At 52.2% G+C, this 16,271-nt stretch carries 14 protein-coding genes and 1 riboswitch; of the genes, 9 read left to right on the forward strand and 5 right to left on the reverse strand.

Annotated elements, in window-relative coordinates; translation table 11 throughout:
• Positions 1–45: 45 nt before the first annotated feature.
• The 3 genes from JSQ80_RS11335 to JSQ80_RS11345 all read right to left on the reverse strand — a co-directional run bounded on the left by JSQ80_RS11335 (position 46) and on the right by JSQ80_RS11345 (position 3,695).
• Positions 46–516, reverse strand: coding sequence for a C40 family peptidase (locus JSQ80_RS11335; protein ID WP_087434141.1), 471 nt, complete (start codon positions 514–516; stop codon positions 46–48).
• 3 nt (positions 517–519) lie between these two features.
• Positions 520–660: riboswitch (cyclic di-AMP (ydaO/yuaA leader) on the reverse strand.
• A 231-nt stretch (positions 661–891) separates the two neighbouring features.
• Positions 892–1,713: a carbamoyl transferase gene (locus tag JSQ80_RS11340; RefSeq protein WP_087434142.1), complete on the reverse strand. Its 822-nt coding sequence runs from the start codon at positions 1,711–1,713 to the stop codon at positions 892–894.
• 5 nt (positions 1,714–1,718) lie between these two features.
• Complete coding sequence (locus tag JSQ80_RS11345; RefSeq protein ID WP_206095365.1) at positions 1,719–3,695, reverse strand: M1 family metallopeptidase; 1,977 nt, start codon at positions 3,693–3,695, stop codon at positions 1,719–1,721.
• Between the two features lie 144 nt (positions 3,696–3,839).
• Between JSQ80_RS11345 and JSQ80_RS11350 the strand changes: the two genes are divergently transcribed.
• The 3 genes from JSQ80_RS11350 (at position 3,840) to JSQ80_RS11360 (ending at position 6,462) form a co-directional block, all read left to right on the forward strand.
• On the forward strand, positions 3,840–4,340 hold the full coding sequence (locus JSQ80_RS11350; protein WP_206095366.1) for a YwhD family protein: 501 nt from the start codon (positions 3,840–3,842) through the stop codon (positions 4,338–4,340).
• A 172-nt stretch (positions 4,341–4,512) separates the two neighbouring features.
• Positions 4,513–5,184, forward strand: coding sequence for a FadR/GntR family transcriptional regulator (locus tag JSQ80_RS11355; RefSeq protein ID WP_176392856.1), 672 nt, complete (start codon positions 4,513–4,515; stop codon positions 5,182–5,184).
• 69 nt (positions 5,185–5,253) lie between these two features.
• On the forward strand, positions 5,254–6,462 hold the full coding sequence (locus JSQ80_RS11360; protein WP_240463624.1) for a CynX/NimT family MFS transporter: 1,209 nt from the start codon (positions 5,254–5,256) through the stop codon (positions 6,460–6,462).
• Positions 6,463–6,482: 20 nt separating this feature from the next.
• Here JSQ80_RS11360 and JSQ80_RS11365 read toward each other — a convergent pair whose 3' ends face one another.
• Entirely contained in the window at positions 6,483–8,543 is a 2,061-nt protein-coding gene (locus JSQ80_RS11365; RefSeq protein WP_206095367.1) for a transglycosylase domain-containing protein, read from the reverse strand.
• 324 nt (positions 8,544–8,867) lie between these two features.
• Here JSQ80_RS11365 and speE point away from each other — a divergent pair, with 324 nt between their 5' ends.
• Together speE and speB are read left to right on the forward strand one after the other, a co-directional pair.
• The gene (gene speE / locus JSQ80_RS11370; protein ID WP_206095368.1) at positions 8,868–9,695 is read left to right on the forward strand and encodes a polyamine aminopropyltransferase; all 828 of its coding nucleotides are present in this window, start codon (positions 8,868–8,870) and stop codon (positions 9,693–9,695) included.
• Between the two features lie 39 nt (positions 9,696–9,734).
• Entirely contained in the window at positions 9,735–10,625 is an 891-nt protein-coding gene (gene speB, locus JSQ80_RS11375) for an agmatinase (protein ID WP_206095369.1), read from the forward strand.
• Between the two features lie 193 nt (positions 10,626–10,818).
• Here the strand turns inward: speB and JSQ80_RS11380 are convergent, their stop codons facing one another.
• The gene (locus JSQ80_RS11380) at positions 10,819–11,085 is read right to left on the reverse strand and encodes a hypothetical protein (protein ID WP_087434149.1); all 267 of its coding nucleotides are present in this window, start codon (positions 11,083–11,085) and stop codon (positions 10,819–10,821) included.
• A gap of 237 nt (positions 11,086–11,322) precedes the next feature.
• Here JSQ80_RS11380 and JSQ80_RS11385 point away from each other — a divergent pair, with 237 nt between their 5' ends.
• The 4 genes from JSQ80_RS11385 (at position 11,323) to JSQ80_RS11400 (ending at position 16,197) form a co-directional block, all read left to right on the forward strand.
• On the forward strand, positions 11,323–11,841 hold the full coding sequence (locus JSQ80_RS11385) for a YwiB family protein (RefSeq protein ID WP_206095370.1): 519 nt from the start codon (positions 11,323–11,325) through the stop codon (positions 11,839–11,841).
• Between the two features lie 5 nt (positions 11,842–11,846).
• Positions 11,847–13,526 carry an arginine--tRNA ligase gene (gene argS, locus JSQ80_RS11390; protein ID WP_272491116.1) on the forward strand — a complete coding sequence of 560 codons (1,680 nt, stop codon included), beginning with the start codon at positions 11,847–11,849 and terminating at the stop codon, positions 13,524–13,526.
• Between the two features lie 156 nt (positions 13,527–13,682).
• Positions 13,683–15,476 (forward strand): sensor histidine kinase, encoded by a 1,794-nt coding sequence (locus JSQ80_RS11395; protein WP_272491175.1) that lies wholly within the window; start codon positions 13,683–13,685, stop codon positions 15,474–15,476.
• A complete protein-coding gene (locus JSQ80_RS11400; RefSeq protein ID WP_206095372.1) occupies positions 15,451–16,197 on the forward strand; it encodes a LytR/AlgR family response regulator transcription factor in 747 nt (248 codons plus the stop codon). Before JSQ80_RS11395 ends, JSQ80_RS11400 begins: the two co-directional genes overlap by 26 nt.
• Positions 16,198–16,271 lie beyond the last annotated feature (74 nt).

The raw sequence follows: 16,271 nt of genomic DNA on the forward strand, positions 1-16,271 counted from the left end.
TATGTACGCCTATATAAGTATAATTCCAATATGACTACGTAATTGCTATTCCGTTGCGTATGAAGAATATTGGCTCTCGCTCATCACGCGTTTAGCGCCTACATAGCGTTTCTCATAGTAGTCCATGCTGAGCTTGTCAATGCGGGTGCCTTTGTCTGTCGACGCATGTGCAAATTTGCCGTCGCCGACAAAGATTCCAACATGCGATATGCCGTTGCCGCCGCTAGTGTCGAAGAAAACTAAATCTCCAGGACGCAATTCATCTTTGCTTACCTTCTCACCGACGTCGAATTGAGACGACGAGGAGCGAGGCAAATCGATTTCGAAACTGTCAAACACGTACTTGGTGAAACCGGAGCAATCGAAACCACTTGTTGTGCTTCCGCCATATTTGTACGAAATGCCTAACAGATCTTCAATTTTGTTATCCATCTTGGATGCCGCGAAAGTGCTGCCTGCACTGAACGTGAATAGGACGCTGAGGCCCAGCACCGCCGTTACTAGCTTCTTCTTCAAATTGGAAAGCCCCTTCCTTGCCTGCGAGGTTAGCTGGAGGGTTCGGTTGAAGGTCCCCTATGATCCCTGTGAAACGAGATCAATTCACCCAAATAACTGGTTCCCCCGCTTTCCGGTTGTCCGGAAATTCGGCAGCATTGTTCGGATTTAATTGCTGTATACGGTAGTTACAAATTTGCAAATGTTACTGTCGCTTTCATGACAAAGTTGTAATAAATCTACGACTTATTGTAACAGACCTTTTTTCCTTTGACAAACACTTTTTGTCCAAAAAACGCAAAAAACTTGTCCGGTCGGCATTTCCGACGATAGACAAGTTTTTTTGTCACGCTTTTAAACGGTAATATGACGTTTTTTTGAATTGTTACATTCTTCTCATTTTGGTTGCTGATTAGCCTCCTGCCATATGGCATAGCGGGCGGACAACCCCCACATTTTGCACAGGACCCGAATGGCAGGAAATGCTTGCTGCAATATTAGCGCAGTCATGCCGGTCCAGAACATCGCTGCGGTTGTAAATAATATGCTGACAGCCAGCACAAGGCCCATGAAAATTAGCGAAATCCCGAGTATAGGGAGCAGTTTGCGCACCCCCGCCGTCACAGAGCGGAGCAATGACAATTCCGAAGCGGCGCCAAATTGCATAAATAAGAACAAATGATGAAATATCCAACCACATACGGCCCATATAAGCACAAAGGGAGCGACGGATGCAAGTGCCGATACTGCGGTGGAGCTGGCCGTCAATACGTGCGCAGCATACGGGACAAACCAATATGCGGGAGCCAGGAGCAGAACCATCTTCAAGGCATACAGCAGCAGCATCGGCTTCCACATTGCTTTTATGCCGCGGAAAAAGGCCAGTCCCGATTGGCGCGGTTGGGCTATCGCGTAGAACAAGCCGGCTTCAATAAGGGGCGTCAATAGCATGCGAATGGCAACGCAGCCGACCAGTATCCACAAATAAGGCGCGTAATCGTTCGTTTTGGAGAGGTGGAACTGACTTTCGATTAAAAAGAGCTGCGAGCTCATCTCGGTTGGGGCCGGATCCGGATACCGCCGCAGCACGGGCACCACGATCCCGTCAATGAAGCGGTAGACGAAGAAGCCCCATAACAGTTGGTATAAAAAGAGGATGACCCAAATATATATGTGCTCTTTTAACCAATCCCAACCGGTTTGCATATAAGCTTTCATCGATCTCACCACCCCAATATGTTCGTAAATGCTTCAACGAATTTTATGACGGTTAAGTTGGCTCGCGTTCGTGCGGGCTCCTCGATCTGTGCTTTCATATAGTTGTTAATATGTTTATTCTCTACCACAATCGTATAGAGCGGGTCCACCATGACCCAATCCAACGGGGCTGTATGAGTGAGCCGGTATTGCATCCGATCGCCATCCCCGTCCCACACCTTGCGTGTCGTGCTTCCGTCCGTGAAACGGAAAACGATCGGGACGTTCGGATAGTCGGCGCCTAGCTTGCGAATATGGACGGTCGCTTCATAACGTATTGCCCCGTCTTTTTCAATAGTGCGGGCATCGATGCTTTCCACGGCAAAGTCAGCCATCTGGCCGCCGTACACATATTGATTGAAGAAGTCGGTCCATTTGCGGTCGGTTACCTGTTCGACGATACGTTGGAAATCGGCGGTCGTTGGATGACGGAAGCGATATTTCTGGGTGTATGTCTTCATAATGCGCTGCATCGTTCTCTCCCCGACCTGCTTCTCGATGGCGAGCAGCACGAGCTTGGCACGGTAATATACGTTGTCTGAATAATGATTCTGGTGTTTATACCGCCAAGCGGCAAGCTTTAGCGGAGCTGGATCGGTAATATAACTGGATGTGATGGCCAGATTCGGCACGACTCCGAATTCGGACTCCATCAATTTGTCCTCGGCATAGGAGGTGAACCCTTCATCAAGCCATGCCTCTTCGAACTCATTGGAGGCTATGAGACCATAAAAATATTGATGGCCAATCTCATGGACGACCGTCCGCTCCAAATCATATCCTGGACTATCATTCTCGGCGCCGAACGCTGTGACGAGCGTTGGGTATTCCATCCCGCCGGCGCCGTTGCCCGACTTGGGCGGGACGACGATAGAGAGCGTGGAATATGGGTATTTGCCGTACCAATGGCTGAACTTGGCGAGTGCGGTCTTCGCCGCATACATATAGCGTTCTTTCAGCAATTTATGTTTCGGATCGAGATATAGCTTAATCCGGACGCCCGGCACATTCGGGGCAGAGAATGGTTCTTCATAGTAGACGAAGTTCGGCGAAGCCGACCATGCGAAGTCGTGAACGTCATCCGCATAGAAGTGATAGTTTTTGTAACCACCCGCGATATAAGGCGTTTTCGTGGGAAATCCGGTCGCAGCTACAATATATGATTCCGGCACTTGGATGCGCACATTGAAGATGCCGTAGTTGGAATAAAACTCGGAGCTCCCGTGGTATTGGTGCACATTCCAGCCTTCGGCCGCCCTGCCGCGCACGCCTGCCTTCTCATAGGCGGCGATCTTCGGGTACCATTGTCCGGCCATGACGAAATCATCTGCATACCCCATGCGGGCAAATATTTTCGGCAGCTTCACTTCGAACTTGAGCTTCAAGGTGATTTTCTCCTGACTCTTGACGGGCTGGGGCAGCCGAATCTTCATGACCGTCTGATCCTTCGCATTGCCGTCATCCGGCTGAACATATTCGATCCGGTTCATTAAGGAGTGGCCGTCTACGGTAGTCAGCTCCTGTAAGGTCATGCCTCCATAACCGTCCTTTGGCATCTTGTCCTCCCGCAATACGCCACCTGACTCTTTCATGAAGGTTGAGTCCGGGGATTGGAACGCATTTGGATACAGGTTGAAAAAGATCTCATTAACCGTCTTCTGCCCCGGATTGTTCCAAGTGACCGTTTGCTCACCGAACAGAGTATGAGTGGACTCGTCCAGTTTGACATCGATATGGTATTCAGCGATACGTTCACTGAGCACCTCGGCGCTCGGCTTCTCCACGCTTTGCGGCGTAACTGGCTCCTGAGCGGCTTTCTTCTGCACTTCCGGACCGAGAGAAGGCACGGTGCCGGACGGCCGGAGCCAGACGAGGAGGATGAAGCTGGCGGCCAAGAGTGCAATAATAAATAGAAGTGGGCGATAGACATTGCGTCGGGTCATACGTTTCTTACCTCCCGTTGACAAGCATCTACAGCATGTATATGTTGGCTTTTTGCGGAATATTAGCTAAAATGAAAATGATTTTGATCACCCCCCAGGCCGCCCGTGTACTGGAGTATTAGGGCAAGGAAGGAGCGCATAACGATGGATACTTCGGATAAGAAGGTTAAGAAGCCGCTTGCGCTGAATGTAATGAGCAGCGGTAAGCATAAAGGATTCGGTTCAGGCAGCATCGATTTGAACAATGTATCGCCCGTCATTATTGATGAAGGCAGAGCTTATATCGATTTAGGCGCCATGCATGCCAAGAGCAAGGTAGAGCGGGGAATTAAGTTCTCCCCGAACAAGGAGGACGTGCCGAACGGCCGCAAATGCTGGATAGTGTGGGTGGCTGTCGACAGAACGCCTGAAGGCGCATGCTACGGTGGTCTGGCTGCGTGCGAGATGCTCGTCGATCCGGAAGCGAAGCGCGGCTGGAAGGTTCTTGCCGATCACGTGAACAAGATGGATTACGCGATGAAGCGCCGCATCATATTGGACGGACTTGACGCCGAGGAGAAGGCGGCATTGCGCGAACTGCTCATGACGCACAACGCGGAATGGTGGGAACGTTCAACGGATGAGTTGAAAGCGCAGTTGGCATAATAACCCAACGATGGAGAAAGTGTTACATGAAGAAGACCTGTGTCCCATAGAGGAGCACAGGTCTTTTTGGCGTTGCCAGAATCTAATTGACAATGGTTCTCATTTGTGTGTAATATAATACATATAAAATACATCCAATCATCCTATGTTTAAAAATGTGAGGAGGAGAACAATGGAACAGCGTCCTTTAAGAAAACAAACATTGGTGGAACAGGCCATTGAGCGGATGGAGCAGCTGATTCAGTCCGAATCGTGGCCATTAGGCAGCCGCATTCCCCCGGAACCGGAGCTTGTCCAAGCTTTTGGCGTCAGCCGCAACAGTATCAGGGAAGCCTTGAAGTCATTGATTCACGTCGGCGTATTGGAAGCGCGGCAAGGAGATGGAACGTACGTCTGCTCCAAGAGCAGCCTGAACGCCCTGTTGTTCCATCAATTGAAGAAAGCCGATGAACGGGAGACGGCAGAGGTGCGCTTCTGTCTGGAGCGGGAAATCGCCCGTCTCGCGGCCGAGCGCAGAACGGAGTCGGATATCGAGGAGATGCGGAAATGGCTGCGGCTGTCCGGCGAGGCCCATCGAATGGGAGACGATAGCGCCCATGTCCAGCACGACTACCGCTTCCACTTGGCGTTGGCAACGGCAACGCATAATCGCCTGCTCGTCAGCCTGTACGAGAGCATAGCCGGAGCCGTTCAGCAGTCGGTCTGCGCTTCGGTCATGCGCAGCGAGACTCGTTCTGCCGAAATGACCCTCATTCACGAGCAATTAATAGATGCGATTGAAGAACAGGATGTAAACGAAGCCGAACTTCTGGTAAGGCGGTCTTTGCAGCTTGCCTATCGATAATCTATATAAGTTGAAATACTGCCACCATTAGAAGTATACGAGGAATAGAGAGGTAAGGAGAGTTGCATATTGAGACAGGCACTAGCTGCGGAACAACCGGTTCCGTCAAATAAAACGTTGATTTTGTTATTGCTGGGATTATTGCTGGCAGGCGCTAATTTGCGCACGGCCATTGCATCGGTAGGGCCGCTCATCGGCTTTATTCGGGACGACACCGGCCTGTCTAACGGGGCCATCGGCTGGATTACGACCATTCCGCTAATCGCATTTGCATTGTTGTCCCCGTTCGCGCCTTCCATTGCGCGTACCGTCGGCACGGAGCGCACATTGGTGGCGAGCCTGCTCGTGCTGACATTGGGCATCGGAATTCGGGCCATTGATTCCGTCCCGCTGCTGTTCATCGGCACGGCGGGGATCGGGATAGCGATTGCCATATGCAACGTGCTTCTGCCGAGCATCATCAAGCAGAAGTTCGTGAATCGGATTGGATTCATGACCGGGTTATACAGCATGACGATGAGTATTTTCGCTTCGATAGCGGCGGGCGTCAGCGTGCCGTTAGCGGAGGGGTTGGGCTGGGGATGGCGCAATTCGCTGCTCGTATGGGGGGCGCTGTCTCTGCTGGGTATGTTAGTCTGGCTGCCGCTCATCCGTTCTGGAGCGCCGCGGGCAGGGGGCAAGCACCACGCGAAGTCCGAGAAGGGCACGAATGTGTGGACATCGGGCTTGGCATGGAAGATAACGATATTTATGGGATTGCAATCGCTTAATTATTACGTGTCTGTCGCTTGGCTGCCAGATATTTTATTGAGCAAGGGCTGGTCTCCGATAAATGCCGGATGGATGCTGTCCGTAATGCAGTTGGTGAGTATCCCAATCACGTTCCTTATTCCGACCGCCGCCGAGCGGATGAAGGATCAGCGGTTGGCGGCTGCGTCCGGAGCGATTATCAGCTTTGTGGGATATGCGGGATTACTGTTCGGCCATCCGGCAATCGTGACTGCCGCCGTTGTTCTGATGGGTATCGGGCAAGGCATCTGCATCAGTCTGGCATTGATGTTCATTGCATTGCGGGCGAAGAGCGCCGTCCAGGCAGCCACCCTGTCCGGCATGTCGCAATCGATGGGATATACGCTGGCCGCATTGGGGCCGATTTGCCTCGGAATGCTGCATGACGTTACAGCATCGTGGACATGGCCGATTGCTGCCTTGCTTGTATCTTCCTTTGTCATTTTACTGGCGGGAATCGGGGCTGGCCGCAATCGTCATGTGGAATAAGGCAGGCCCCATTTTCACGTTCAATTGGTCCACCACCGTTTGAAGTGCTGCCACCATGACCGTTTCCCGGCTTCTTGCGTCTCCTGAACCGGTGTTTGCTGCGGCGAGCCAGGTTGTACGGCTCCGTGCTGGTCACACCATTCCGTCGGCTCAGTTCCCTTCACGAACGTTTCCAGACGCTTGGAGGCACAATTCTCTCCGGCAAGCTTCCCTGTATCCGGATCGATATAAATGCTGACCACGTTGTCCGGCACCGTAAAGATTTTGGGAGGTACGCTCGTCAGCGCCTTCTCCGTATAGTCGGCGAAGATGGGCGCCGCTTTATGCGATTCCGACACCGAAATCATCTTGCCGCGGTCATAGCCGACCCAGACCGCGGTCGACAATTCCGGCGTGTAGCCGACAATCCACGCGTCGGAGTCCGTCGTTCCCGTCTTGCCGGCGACGGGCCGCTTGATGTTGGCAGCGACCCGGTTGCCTGTGCCGCCGGATTCGAACACGCTCTCCATGAGGCTCGTCAGCACGTAGGCGTCGGACGGATCGATCACCTGCTCCGACTCCACGGGTGGCGCTTCATACAGCACCCGCCGATCCGGGGCCGTTACCTTCAAGATGGAGCGCGGAATCACGCGTTTGCCCTCGTTGCTGAACACGGCGTAAGCAGAAGCCATTTCGAACGGGCTGACGGGGAACGTGCCGAGCGCCAAAGAAGGCAGCGGCTTCATGCCGCTGTCGATGCCGAGACGCTTGGCCAGCGAGATGACATGCTCTGGGCCTATTTGCATGATGGTATTGACCGCATAGATGTTGTCGGATGCTGCAATCGCTTGACGAAGATCGATATCGCCATAATATTTTCCGCCGTAATTGCGGGGCTTGTACACTTGGCGTCCTTCATCATAGCTGAATGAAGTCGGGGCGCTTACGAAATGCGTAGCTGCCGTGACAGCCCGTTTTTCCAATGCCGCCAGATAGACGATAGGCTTGAAGGCCGATCCGGGCTGGCGCGTATCCGCGAATACGCGGTTATATTGATTGACGCGGTAGTTTTTGCCGCCGACCATCGCTTTTATATATCCGTTGCGCGGATCAATCGATACGAGCGCAGCCTGCAGGTCGCCCTCGGCGGGAATTTGCTTCGCGACAGCTTCCTCCGCCGCCTTCTGCGCCCGTTTATCAAGCGTCGTATAGACGCGCAGGCCTCCGGCTTCCACGACCTCGTCGGGGATGCCCAGCGCATCCAGCTCCCGCCGGATATAATCGCGAAAATAGGGGGCGGCGAGCGTCTCGGCCCGCTCCTCCTGGGGCCGGAAGACGAGCAATTCGTCATATGCGCGCTTGGCCGTATCCTGCGTAATATCGCCTATATCGACCATATTCTGCAGCACGATTTTTTGGCGGTCCTTTGCATTCTTCATATTTAAATAAGGCGAGTAATAACTGGGACCGCGTGGAATTCCTGCAAGCAAGGCGCTCTCCGCCAGTGACAATTTCCGTGCGGGCTTGTCGAAATACAACTGGGCCGCCGCTTCGATGCCGTAGGCGCCATGGCCGTAATATACTTGATTCAGATACATCTCGAGAATTTCGTCTTTGCTGTATTTCATCTCAAGCTGGAGCGCGTAGAGCGCCTCCTTCGCCTTCCGGATCCAGGTCCGTTCATGGCTGAGATACAGATTACGGGCGAGCTGTTGCGTTAAGGTGCTCGCTCCTTGCTTTTTCGACAGATGCTCCAGATTGACCAGAAAAGCCCGCGCTACTCCTTTAACATCGATGCCCAAGTGATGATAGAACTGGCGATCCTCGGTCGCTATCGTCGCTTGCACGACTTCAGGCGCGATATCAGCCAGCTCCACCGCAGACTGCTGTGTCTGCCCCGACGTAAGCATCGTCAGCACGTCCCCATGATAATCCAGCAGTTGAGACGATTGCTGCGCGCTGGATACGGGCAGATCCGTCATATATAGATAGCCGAGCACGGAAGCCGAAGCGCCGAGGCCGAGCGCAAGCGTGCCAATGATGCTCCATAGGAACAGGCGGCCCCGGCGTTTTGTCTTTGTGCAGTTTTTTTTCGTATTCATGTCGGGCTCCCCCTCTTCATCCGCTGCTGTCCTCCGGTCAAGTCAGCTAAAGTCGTCCTTACTATCAGTATGGAGTAGGATAAAAAAGGATATTCACCGCACAATTGTTATTTTTCCGCATACGGCCGCTTCATTGGCTCTACACAGGATGAAATGGGTTGAAAATAATTACTTGGGAGATAGTTGCTTTTTGGGGGGGAAACGCTATAATACTCTTGTTTGGTGCAAAATGGAGATGAAGTGTTACGAATGTATACATGGGAACCATTACGAGCATTTCGACTGGACCAACGATACCATATCGGAAGAAAGAAGGTTGATTTTATGGAATTGTGGTTTACAGAGAAGCAGACGCCGACCTTCGGCATTACGGCAAAAATTCGCGAAACGTTCGTGAATGAACAGACGCCGTTTCAGCATCTGACGATGTTGGATACCGAGGAATTCGGACGAATGCTCGTATTGGACGGCATGGTTATGACTACGATCAAAGACGAATTCGTCTACCATGAGATGGTCGCGCACCCAGCCCTCGTTACACATCCGAATCCGAAGAAAGTGCTCGTAGTCGGAGGCGGAGACGGTGGCGTCATTCGTGAAATCATGAAGCACCCTTCCGTTGAAAAAGCGGTTCTCGTCGAAATCGACGGAAAGGTCATTGAATATTCCAAAAAATATTTGCCGGAAATTGCGGGAGAACTCGACAACCCGCGTGTCGAAGTTATCGTCAACGATGGCTATATGCATATCCTGAACAGCAAAGACGAGTATGATCTCATCATGGTTGATTCCACGGAGCCTGTCGGCCCTGCGGCGCCGTTGTTCGAACGCGGCTTCTATCAAGGCATTTACGAAGCGTTGAAGGAAGACGGCTTGTTCGTGGCACAGACGGACAACCCTTGGTTCAAGGCGGATCTGATTCAGCAAGTCAACCGTGACGTCAAGGAAATCTTCCCGATCGTGCGCGTGTACGGCGCGAACATTCCGACTTACCCAAGCGGCTTGTGGACGTTCACTATCGGCAGCAAGCAATACGATCCTATGAATATAGATGAAGCGAGCATTCCGGAAATGGAAACGAAATACTACTCGCCGCGTCTGCATAACGCAGCCTTCTGCTTGCCTAAATTTGTAGAAGATCTCTGCAAATAATAACGAGGCAAAGGGAAAGAACGAAGGAGGCCATCAACGATGAAAATAGATCAAAAATATTCCGGCAACGTGTTCATCTGCAGCTCGGATGATTATGAAGCCGCAACAGCGGTCATTTACGGCATGCCGATGGACTATACGGTCTCATTCCGTCCCGGTTCGCGCTTCGGCCCCGGCCGTATACGCGAGGCGTCTGTCGGTCTGGAGGAGTACAGCCCTTATCTCGATCGGAGCATTGAAGAACTGAACTACTTCGATGCCGGCGACTTGCTGCTGCCTTTCGGCAATGCAGCGAAGAGTCTGGACATTATCGGTGATTACGTTCGCGGGCTGCTTGCGGATGGCAAGTTCCCGATTGGCATGGGCGGCGAGCATCTCGTCACTTGGCCGGTCATCCAGGAAGTGTACAAGAAGTACCCGGACCTCGCGATCATCCATATCGATGCGCACGCTGATCTGCGCGAGCAGTACGAGGGCGAGCCACTGTCCCACTCGACGCCGATTCGCAAGGCGGCGGGGCTGATGGGCAGCAAGAACATTTATCAGTTCGGCATCCGTTCCGGATCCCGGGAAGAATGGACGTATGCTCGGGAGAACATCAACTTCTACCCGTTCGATGTGGCGGAACCATTGAAGAAGGCGCTGCCTGAGCTGGCAGGCCGTCCCGTGTATGTCACGATCGATATCGACGTCCTCGATCCAAGCTGCGCGCCAGGCACCGGTACGGCGGAAGCGGGCGGCATCACGTCGAAGGAGCTGTTGGAGGCGGTGCATCTTATCGCTCGTTCGGACGCGAACGTGGTCGGCTGCGACTTGGTGGAAGTAGCGCCGATATACGACCCGACGGAGCAGACGCCGATTACGGCAAGCAAGATTATCCGTGAAATGCTGCTTGGTTTCGTGGAAGGGCCGTCTGTGCTTCGAAAATAGAAGCGGCTTCTAGGGGAGAATGGACAAAGGCAACATAAAGCAGATATGGTAAGACGGATTGATATAGAATGGCGGTTTGCATCTGCGAATAATATAGGGGCAGCTCCTTAAGCAAATTACCTGCTTAGGGGCTGCCCCTTTACTGTACGTTCTTTTATGATTGTGGCTACACTAATGAGAACGCAGTTAGAAATTAACGCGAAATCGCGGAACGCATTCGCGGTGTTTTCGGAACGTGGGAAGTAAGCTTCGTGTGCCGAATCATGATATATATGATCAAGCCGAATAACGGAGCAATACTGACGATAAGCGTGATTCCTGCCGAGAACAAGATGGAGCGGTCGATCCGATAACTGTCGATAGAGGTCCAGATCGCGCATGCCCCGTGCAGGATTAACATAAAGAACACGAACTTCCCGGCGGGTGTGCTTACCCAAGACATTAATTCTACCCACAACATCGTTACTACCTCCTTAATTAGGGAACGGGTTGCCTCAAATTATTAAGGGCTAAAGGGATTATAGTGTAACAATGGGGAATGAATCCATCGTTTTTTCTATCAACAACCTTACAATTTTGAAAGGTTTGCTTTTCGTTGTACAATAAACGTTGAACTTTTCAGGTCAAACCGGTTGCAAAAGGTGTGTTATTACCGGATAATTTAATAATCAGACTTTGCAGAATTGGAGTTATAACGATGACGGAACGCCAATCGGAACCGGCGAACAAGCGCAAGGTGCACATCGTCATTGACAGCCGTCAAGATGATGAGCGTGTAACCCAAGAGGTAAATGGAGAGTTGTACCGCAAAGGGGAGCATTTCTATGTACGATATACCGAGCCGGTGAATCATCCGGACGGTAAGAAGGATAGCGATATAGGTGCAAGCTCGCCTACGCAGGTGATGATAAAAATAAGCAAGCGGCAAATCAAATTGACGCGGCGCGGACAAGTGGAGTCGGAGCAGACATTTTCCCATCGCGAGCAGCGGGGAGGCTATTACCGCTCTGAAGCGCTTCGCTTTCCGATGACTACGTATACCTCTCTTATGGAATGGAACGAGCCGTGGCCATTTGATGGACCGCTTCAGTTCGATCAATTAACGCTCACTTGGGCATATCAGCTTTATATTGAAGAGCAATGTACGGGACAATTCGAGATCAAGTTGAATGTGACACCCGCAGATACGCATAACAGAATGGCGCAGGAGGAATAGAGACAATGAGCATGAGTGTAATGGAGAAAATGAATGACAAAGTAAAGACTGCAATTGATGAAGCGATCGTGAAGGCTGGATTGGCTGCGCGCGAAGAGCTTCCTTCCTTTGTCATCGAGGTGCCCAAGGACAAATCGCACGGTGACTTGGCGACGAACGCTGCGATGCAGTTGACCCGGATTGCGAAGCGCAATCCGCGCCAGATCGCCGAAGCGATTATAGAGAACTTGGATACAGCGGCGGCTTCTATTGAAAGCGCCGAAATTGCGGGCCCGGGATTTATTAACTTCCGCATGAACAAAAGCTATCTGTATGATGTGGTGCGGGAAATTAGCGACAAAGGCCCGGACTACGGCCGTATAAGCATTGGCGCCGGGCAGCGCGTTCAAGTGGAATTCGTCTCGGCGAATCCGACGGGAAGCCTGCACCTTGGGCATGCCCGTGGTGCAGCGGTGGGTGATGCGCTGTGCAACCTGCTTGATTATGCAGGCTATGAGATGACGCGCGAATACTATATTAATGATGCCGGCAACCAAGTGGCGAACTTGGCAAAGTCGATTGAGTGCCGATATAAGCAGGCGCTCGGTCAAGATGCGGACATGCCGGAAGACGGTTACTTCGGCGAAGATATTAAAGGCTTCGCGCAGGATTTGGTGGACAAGGAAGGCGATCGTCTGCTGCAGCTTGCCGAAGAAGAGCGTGCCAAGTATTTTCGCCAGTTCGGATTGGAGAAGGAGCTGGACAAAATTAAACGCGATCTCGGCCGCTTCGGCGTGCCGTTCGACGTATGGTTCAGCGAAACGTCATTGTACGAGAACGGGGAAGTGACGAAGGCGCTCGACACGCTGCGCGCGACTGGTCACGTATATGAAGAAGACGGGGCGACATGGCTGCGCACGACGACGTTCGGCGACGACAAAAACCGCGTCTTGGTGAAAAATGACGGTTCCTACACTTATTTGACGCCTGATGTTGCATACCATATGGACAAGTACAGCCGCGGCTTCGACCGCATGATCAACATTTGGGGAGCCGATCACCATGGATACATTCCCCGCATGAAAGCGGCAATGGAAGCTGTCGGCAATGATCCGGACAAGCTGGTCGTGCTCATCGCCCAGATGGTTAGCTTATATCAGAATGGCGAGAAGGTGAAGATGTCGAAACGTACCGGCAAAGCGGTTACGATGGAGGATTTGATGGAGGAAGTGGGCGTTGACGCGATTCGTTACTTCTTCACGATGCGCTCCATGGATTCACATCTTGACTTCGACATGGATTTGGCGATCTCGACTTCGAACGAGAACCCTGTGTTCTACGTGCAATACGCGCATGCGCGCATTTGCAGCATTTACCGTCAAGCAGAAGAGCAGGGAGTGGCGTTGAAGCCGTTGGGCGAAATTGACCTGACGAAGCTGACGGCAGAGCATGAGTATGATTTGCTGCGCAAGCTGGGCGAGCTGCCGGAAGAGATAGCAGTGGCAGCCCGCGATTACGCGCCGCATCGCTTAATCCGTTATGTGTACGATTTGGCGACGCTCTTCCACAGCTACTACAAGGCAGCGCGTGTCATTACGGAAGACGCCGAACAGACTCAGGCGCGTCTGGCGCTGTTAGGAGCAGTGCGCATCGTTATCGCGAACGTGCTTCGGTTGGTGGGGGTATCGGCGCCCGAACGGATGTAATATTCATAACGAAAACGAATACGGCTGATATGGATATGCTGGCGTCTCTATGGTGGAGACGCCAGCTTTTTATTTCCAAGCGAAGTCTGGGAGCATCTCTTGTATAATGGATGTAGCGTCATATACAGATACAGAGCAGACGGAATAAGGATGGTGATGGCATTGATTCATCTGTTGCCGTTAATGATAGAACGGGTCGGCATTTTGCTGATCATTGCCTTTTTGCTGTCGCGTATGAAGTCTTTCCGCCACATCGTTCATCACGAACATGGCTTGACCGAGAAATGGACGCTCATCGTCATATTCGGCGCGTTCGGGGTCATCAGCAACTATACCGGAGTTCAGATCCATGACAGCTCCATCTATTCGCAAGCATGGCATACGGATATAGAGACGGGGAGCGCCATCGCTAACACGCGTATTATGGGTGTCGTCATTGGAGGATTGCTTGGGGGACCGCTTGTAGGTTCCGGCGTCGGCTTGATTGCAGGCCTGCACCGACTTTCTCTGGGCGGATATACTGCGGTGGCATGCGGCGTTTCGACTATTATGGCAGGCATTGTTACCGGACTTATTGGTAAGCGCTTTCGCATGCAAGGGAAGCGGGCCGCGTGGTTAACCGCAGGAATCGGCATTCTAATGGAATGCGCGCAAATGGGCATCATTCTGCTTGTTGCCGAGCCGTGGGCCGCCGCCTGGGAACTAGTGCAGATGATTGGCGTCCCGATGGTTGTGGTGAACGGCTTCGGAACTTTGCTGTTTATGCTCATTATTCAGTCCATATTTCAGGAAGAAGAGCGTTCAAGAGCATTGCAGACACATAAGGCGCTATATATTGCAGATCACACGCTTCCTTTCTTCCGCCAAGGCTTAAACGCGCATTCGTGCAGGGAAGCAGCCCAAATCATTTTGAAGGAGACGAACGCCGACGCCATCTCGATTACGAATCAGCATCAAATTTTGGCCCATGTCGGGACCGGCGCGGATCACCATATTGCGCAGCAGAGCATCTCCACGCGGCTTACGAAGAAGGTGCTTGAAGAAGGCATCGTGCACAAGGCGTCCTCGCGCGAAGAGATCCAGTGCTCTAACCCGGACTGTCCGCTGCAGGCCGCTCTCGTGCTGCCGCTAAAGGTGCATGACAGCACGATAGGGACGCTAAAGTTATACTTCAAGCGCGCTACGAGGCTGGATCAAGTCGAACGGGAGCTGGCTGAGGGACTGAGCAAGCTTTTCTCCACCCAGTTGGAGCTGGCGGAAGCGGAGCTTCAGAGCAAGCTGTTGAAGGATGCCGAGATTAAGGCGCTGCAGGCCCAAGTGCACCCCCACTTTTTGTTCAATGCGTTCAATACGATCTCTGTGCTGTGCCGAACAGACCCGGAGCAAGCGAGAAAGCTGCTGCAGCAGCTCAGCGTATTTTTCCGCAGCAATCTTCAGGGTGCCCGCAAGATGCTCATTCCTCTGCACAAGGAACTGGAGCATGTAGAAGCCTATCTGTCTTTGGAGCAGGCGAGATTTCCCGGAAAGTTTACGGTCGAAGCACATATCGACGCATCTCTGAAGGAAGTATTGGTTCCGCCGTTTACACTGCAGCCATTGGTGGAGAATTCGATTCGGCATGCCTTTTCCAAAGGATTTGCCGAGCCGGTGGGTCGAGTGACAATCAGTGCGACCGTTGAAGAGGAGAGCATGATTTTGGTGACGAAGGATAACGGAAAAGGCATCTCGGCTGATATTGTGGGAGCTCTCGGTAAGCAAGCCGTACAATCGGCGGAAGGGACCGGCACGGCCCTCTGCAATATTAAGAGGCGCATTGAAGAACTGTACGGTAACCAAGCTTCCTTCCATATTGCAAGCGAGACCGCCCAGGGAACGACAGTCCGCATCACCTTGCCTGTCCATTTTGTCGAAAGAGGTGATAGTCTTGTTGAAAGCATTTATCGTGGATGATGAGCCGTTGGCTAGAGATGAGCTTATTTACTTGCTGCGCCGCACCAAGCGAGTGGAGGTTGTGGGTGAAGCCGAATCAATGGAAGAGGCGCTGACGCAAATTCCGGCAGTTCGCCCTCATGTCGTCTTTTTGGATATACAGCTTGCAGAGGACAGCGGCTTGGAAATCGCGCAGCGGTTAATGGAGCTGGATGTGCCGCCGGCGGTCGTATTTGCCACTGCATACGATGAATATGCTTTAAAGGCATTCGAACTGAACGCGCTTGATTATATATTGAAGCCTTTTGATGAGGCGCGCGTGCAGCAGACGACAGAAAAGCTTAATAAGCAGCTTGTGATGAGGATACCGCCTAACTTGCGTCTGCCTGTTTCCCGTTCTTCAGTCCCGGAACGCCAGGATCGCTTGGCGATCACAGTGGACGAGCGAATCGTCGTGCTGCATGTCGATCATATCATCTATATCGGATTTGAGGAGGGAAAGACGGTCATCGTGACGAAAGAACGGCAATACAAAGTCAGCGAATCGTTAACGATGCTTGAACGCAAGCTCCGGCATCCCTCCATTACACGGGTGCATCGGGCTTATCTCGTCAATGTGGATCGGATTGTGGAAATTGAGCCGTGGTTCCACTCGACCTGCCAGTTGAAGCTGGAGAACGGTTCAATGGTGCCGGTTAGCCGCACTTATATGAAGGAGCTGAAGCTGCTCCTTGGATTTTAAATCGATTGCGCGACAGGCTTGAAATCGTTTGCATTTCAAGCCTGTCTTTTTGCGGCTCATTCTCTTTCCTTCAC

The organism is Paenibacillus apiarius, from assembly GCF_017052585.1.
Taxonomy (GTDB): domain Bacteria; phylum Bacillota; class Bacilli; order Paenibacillales; family Paenibacillaceae; genus Paenibacillus_B; species Paenibacillus_B apiarius.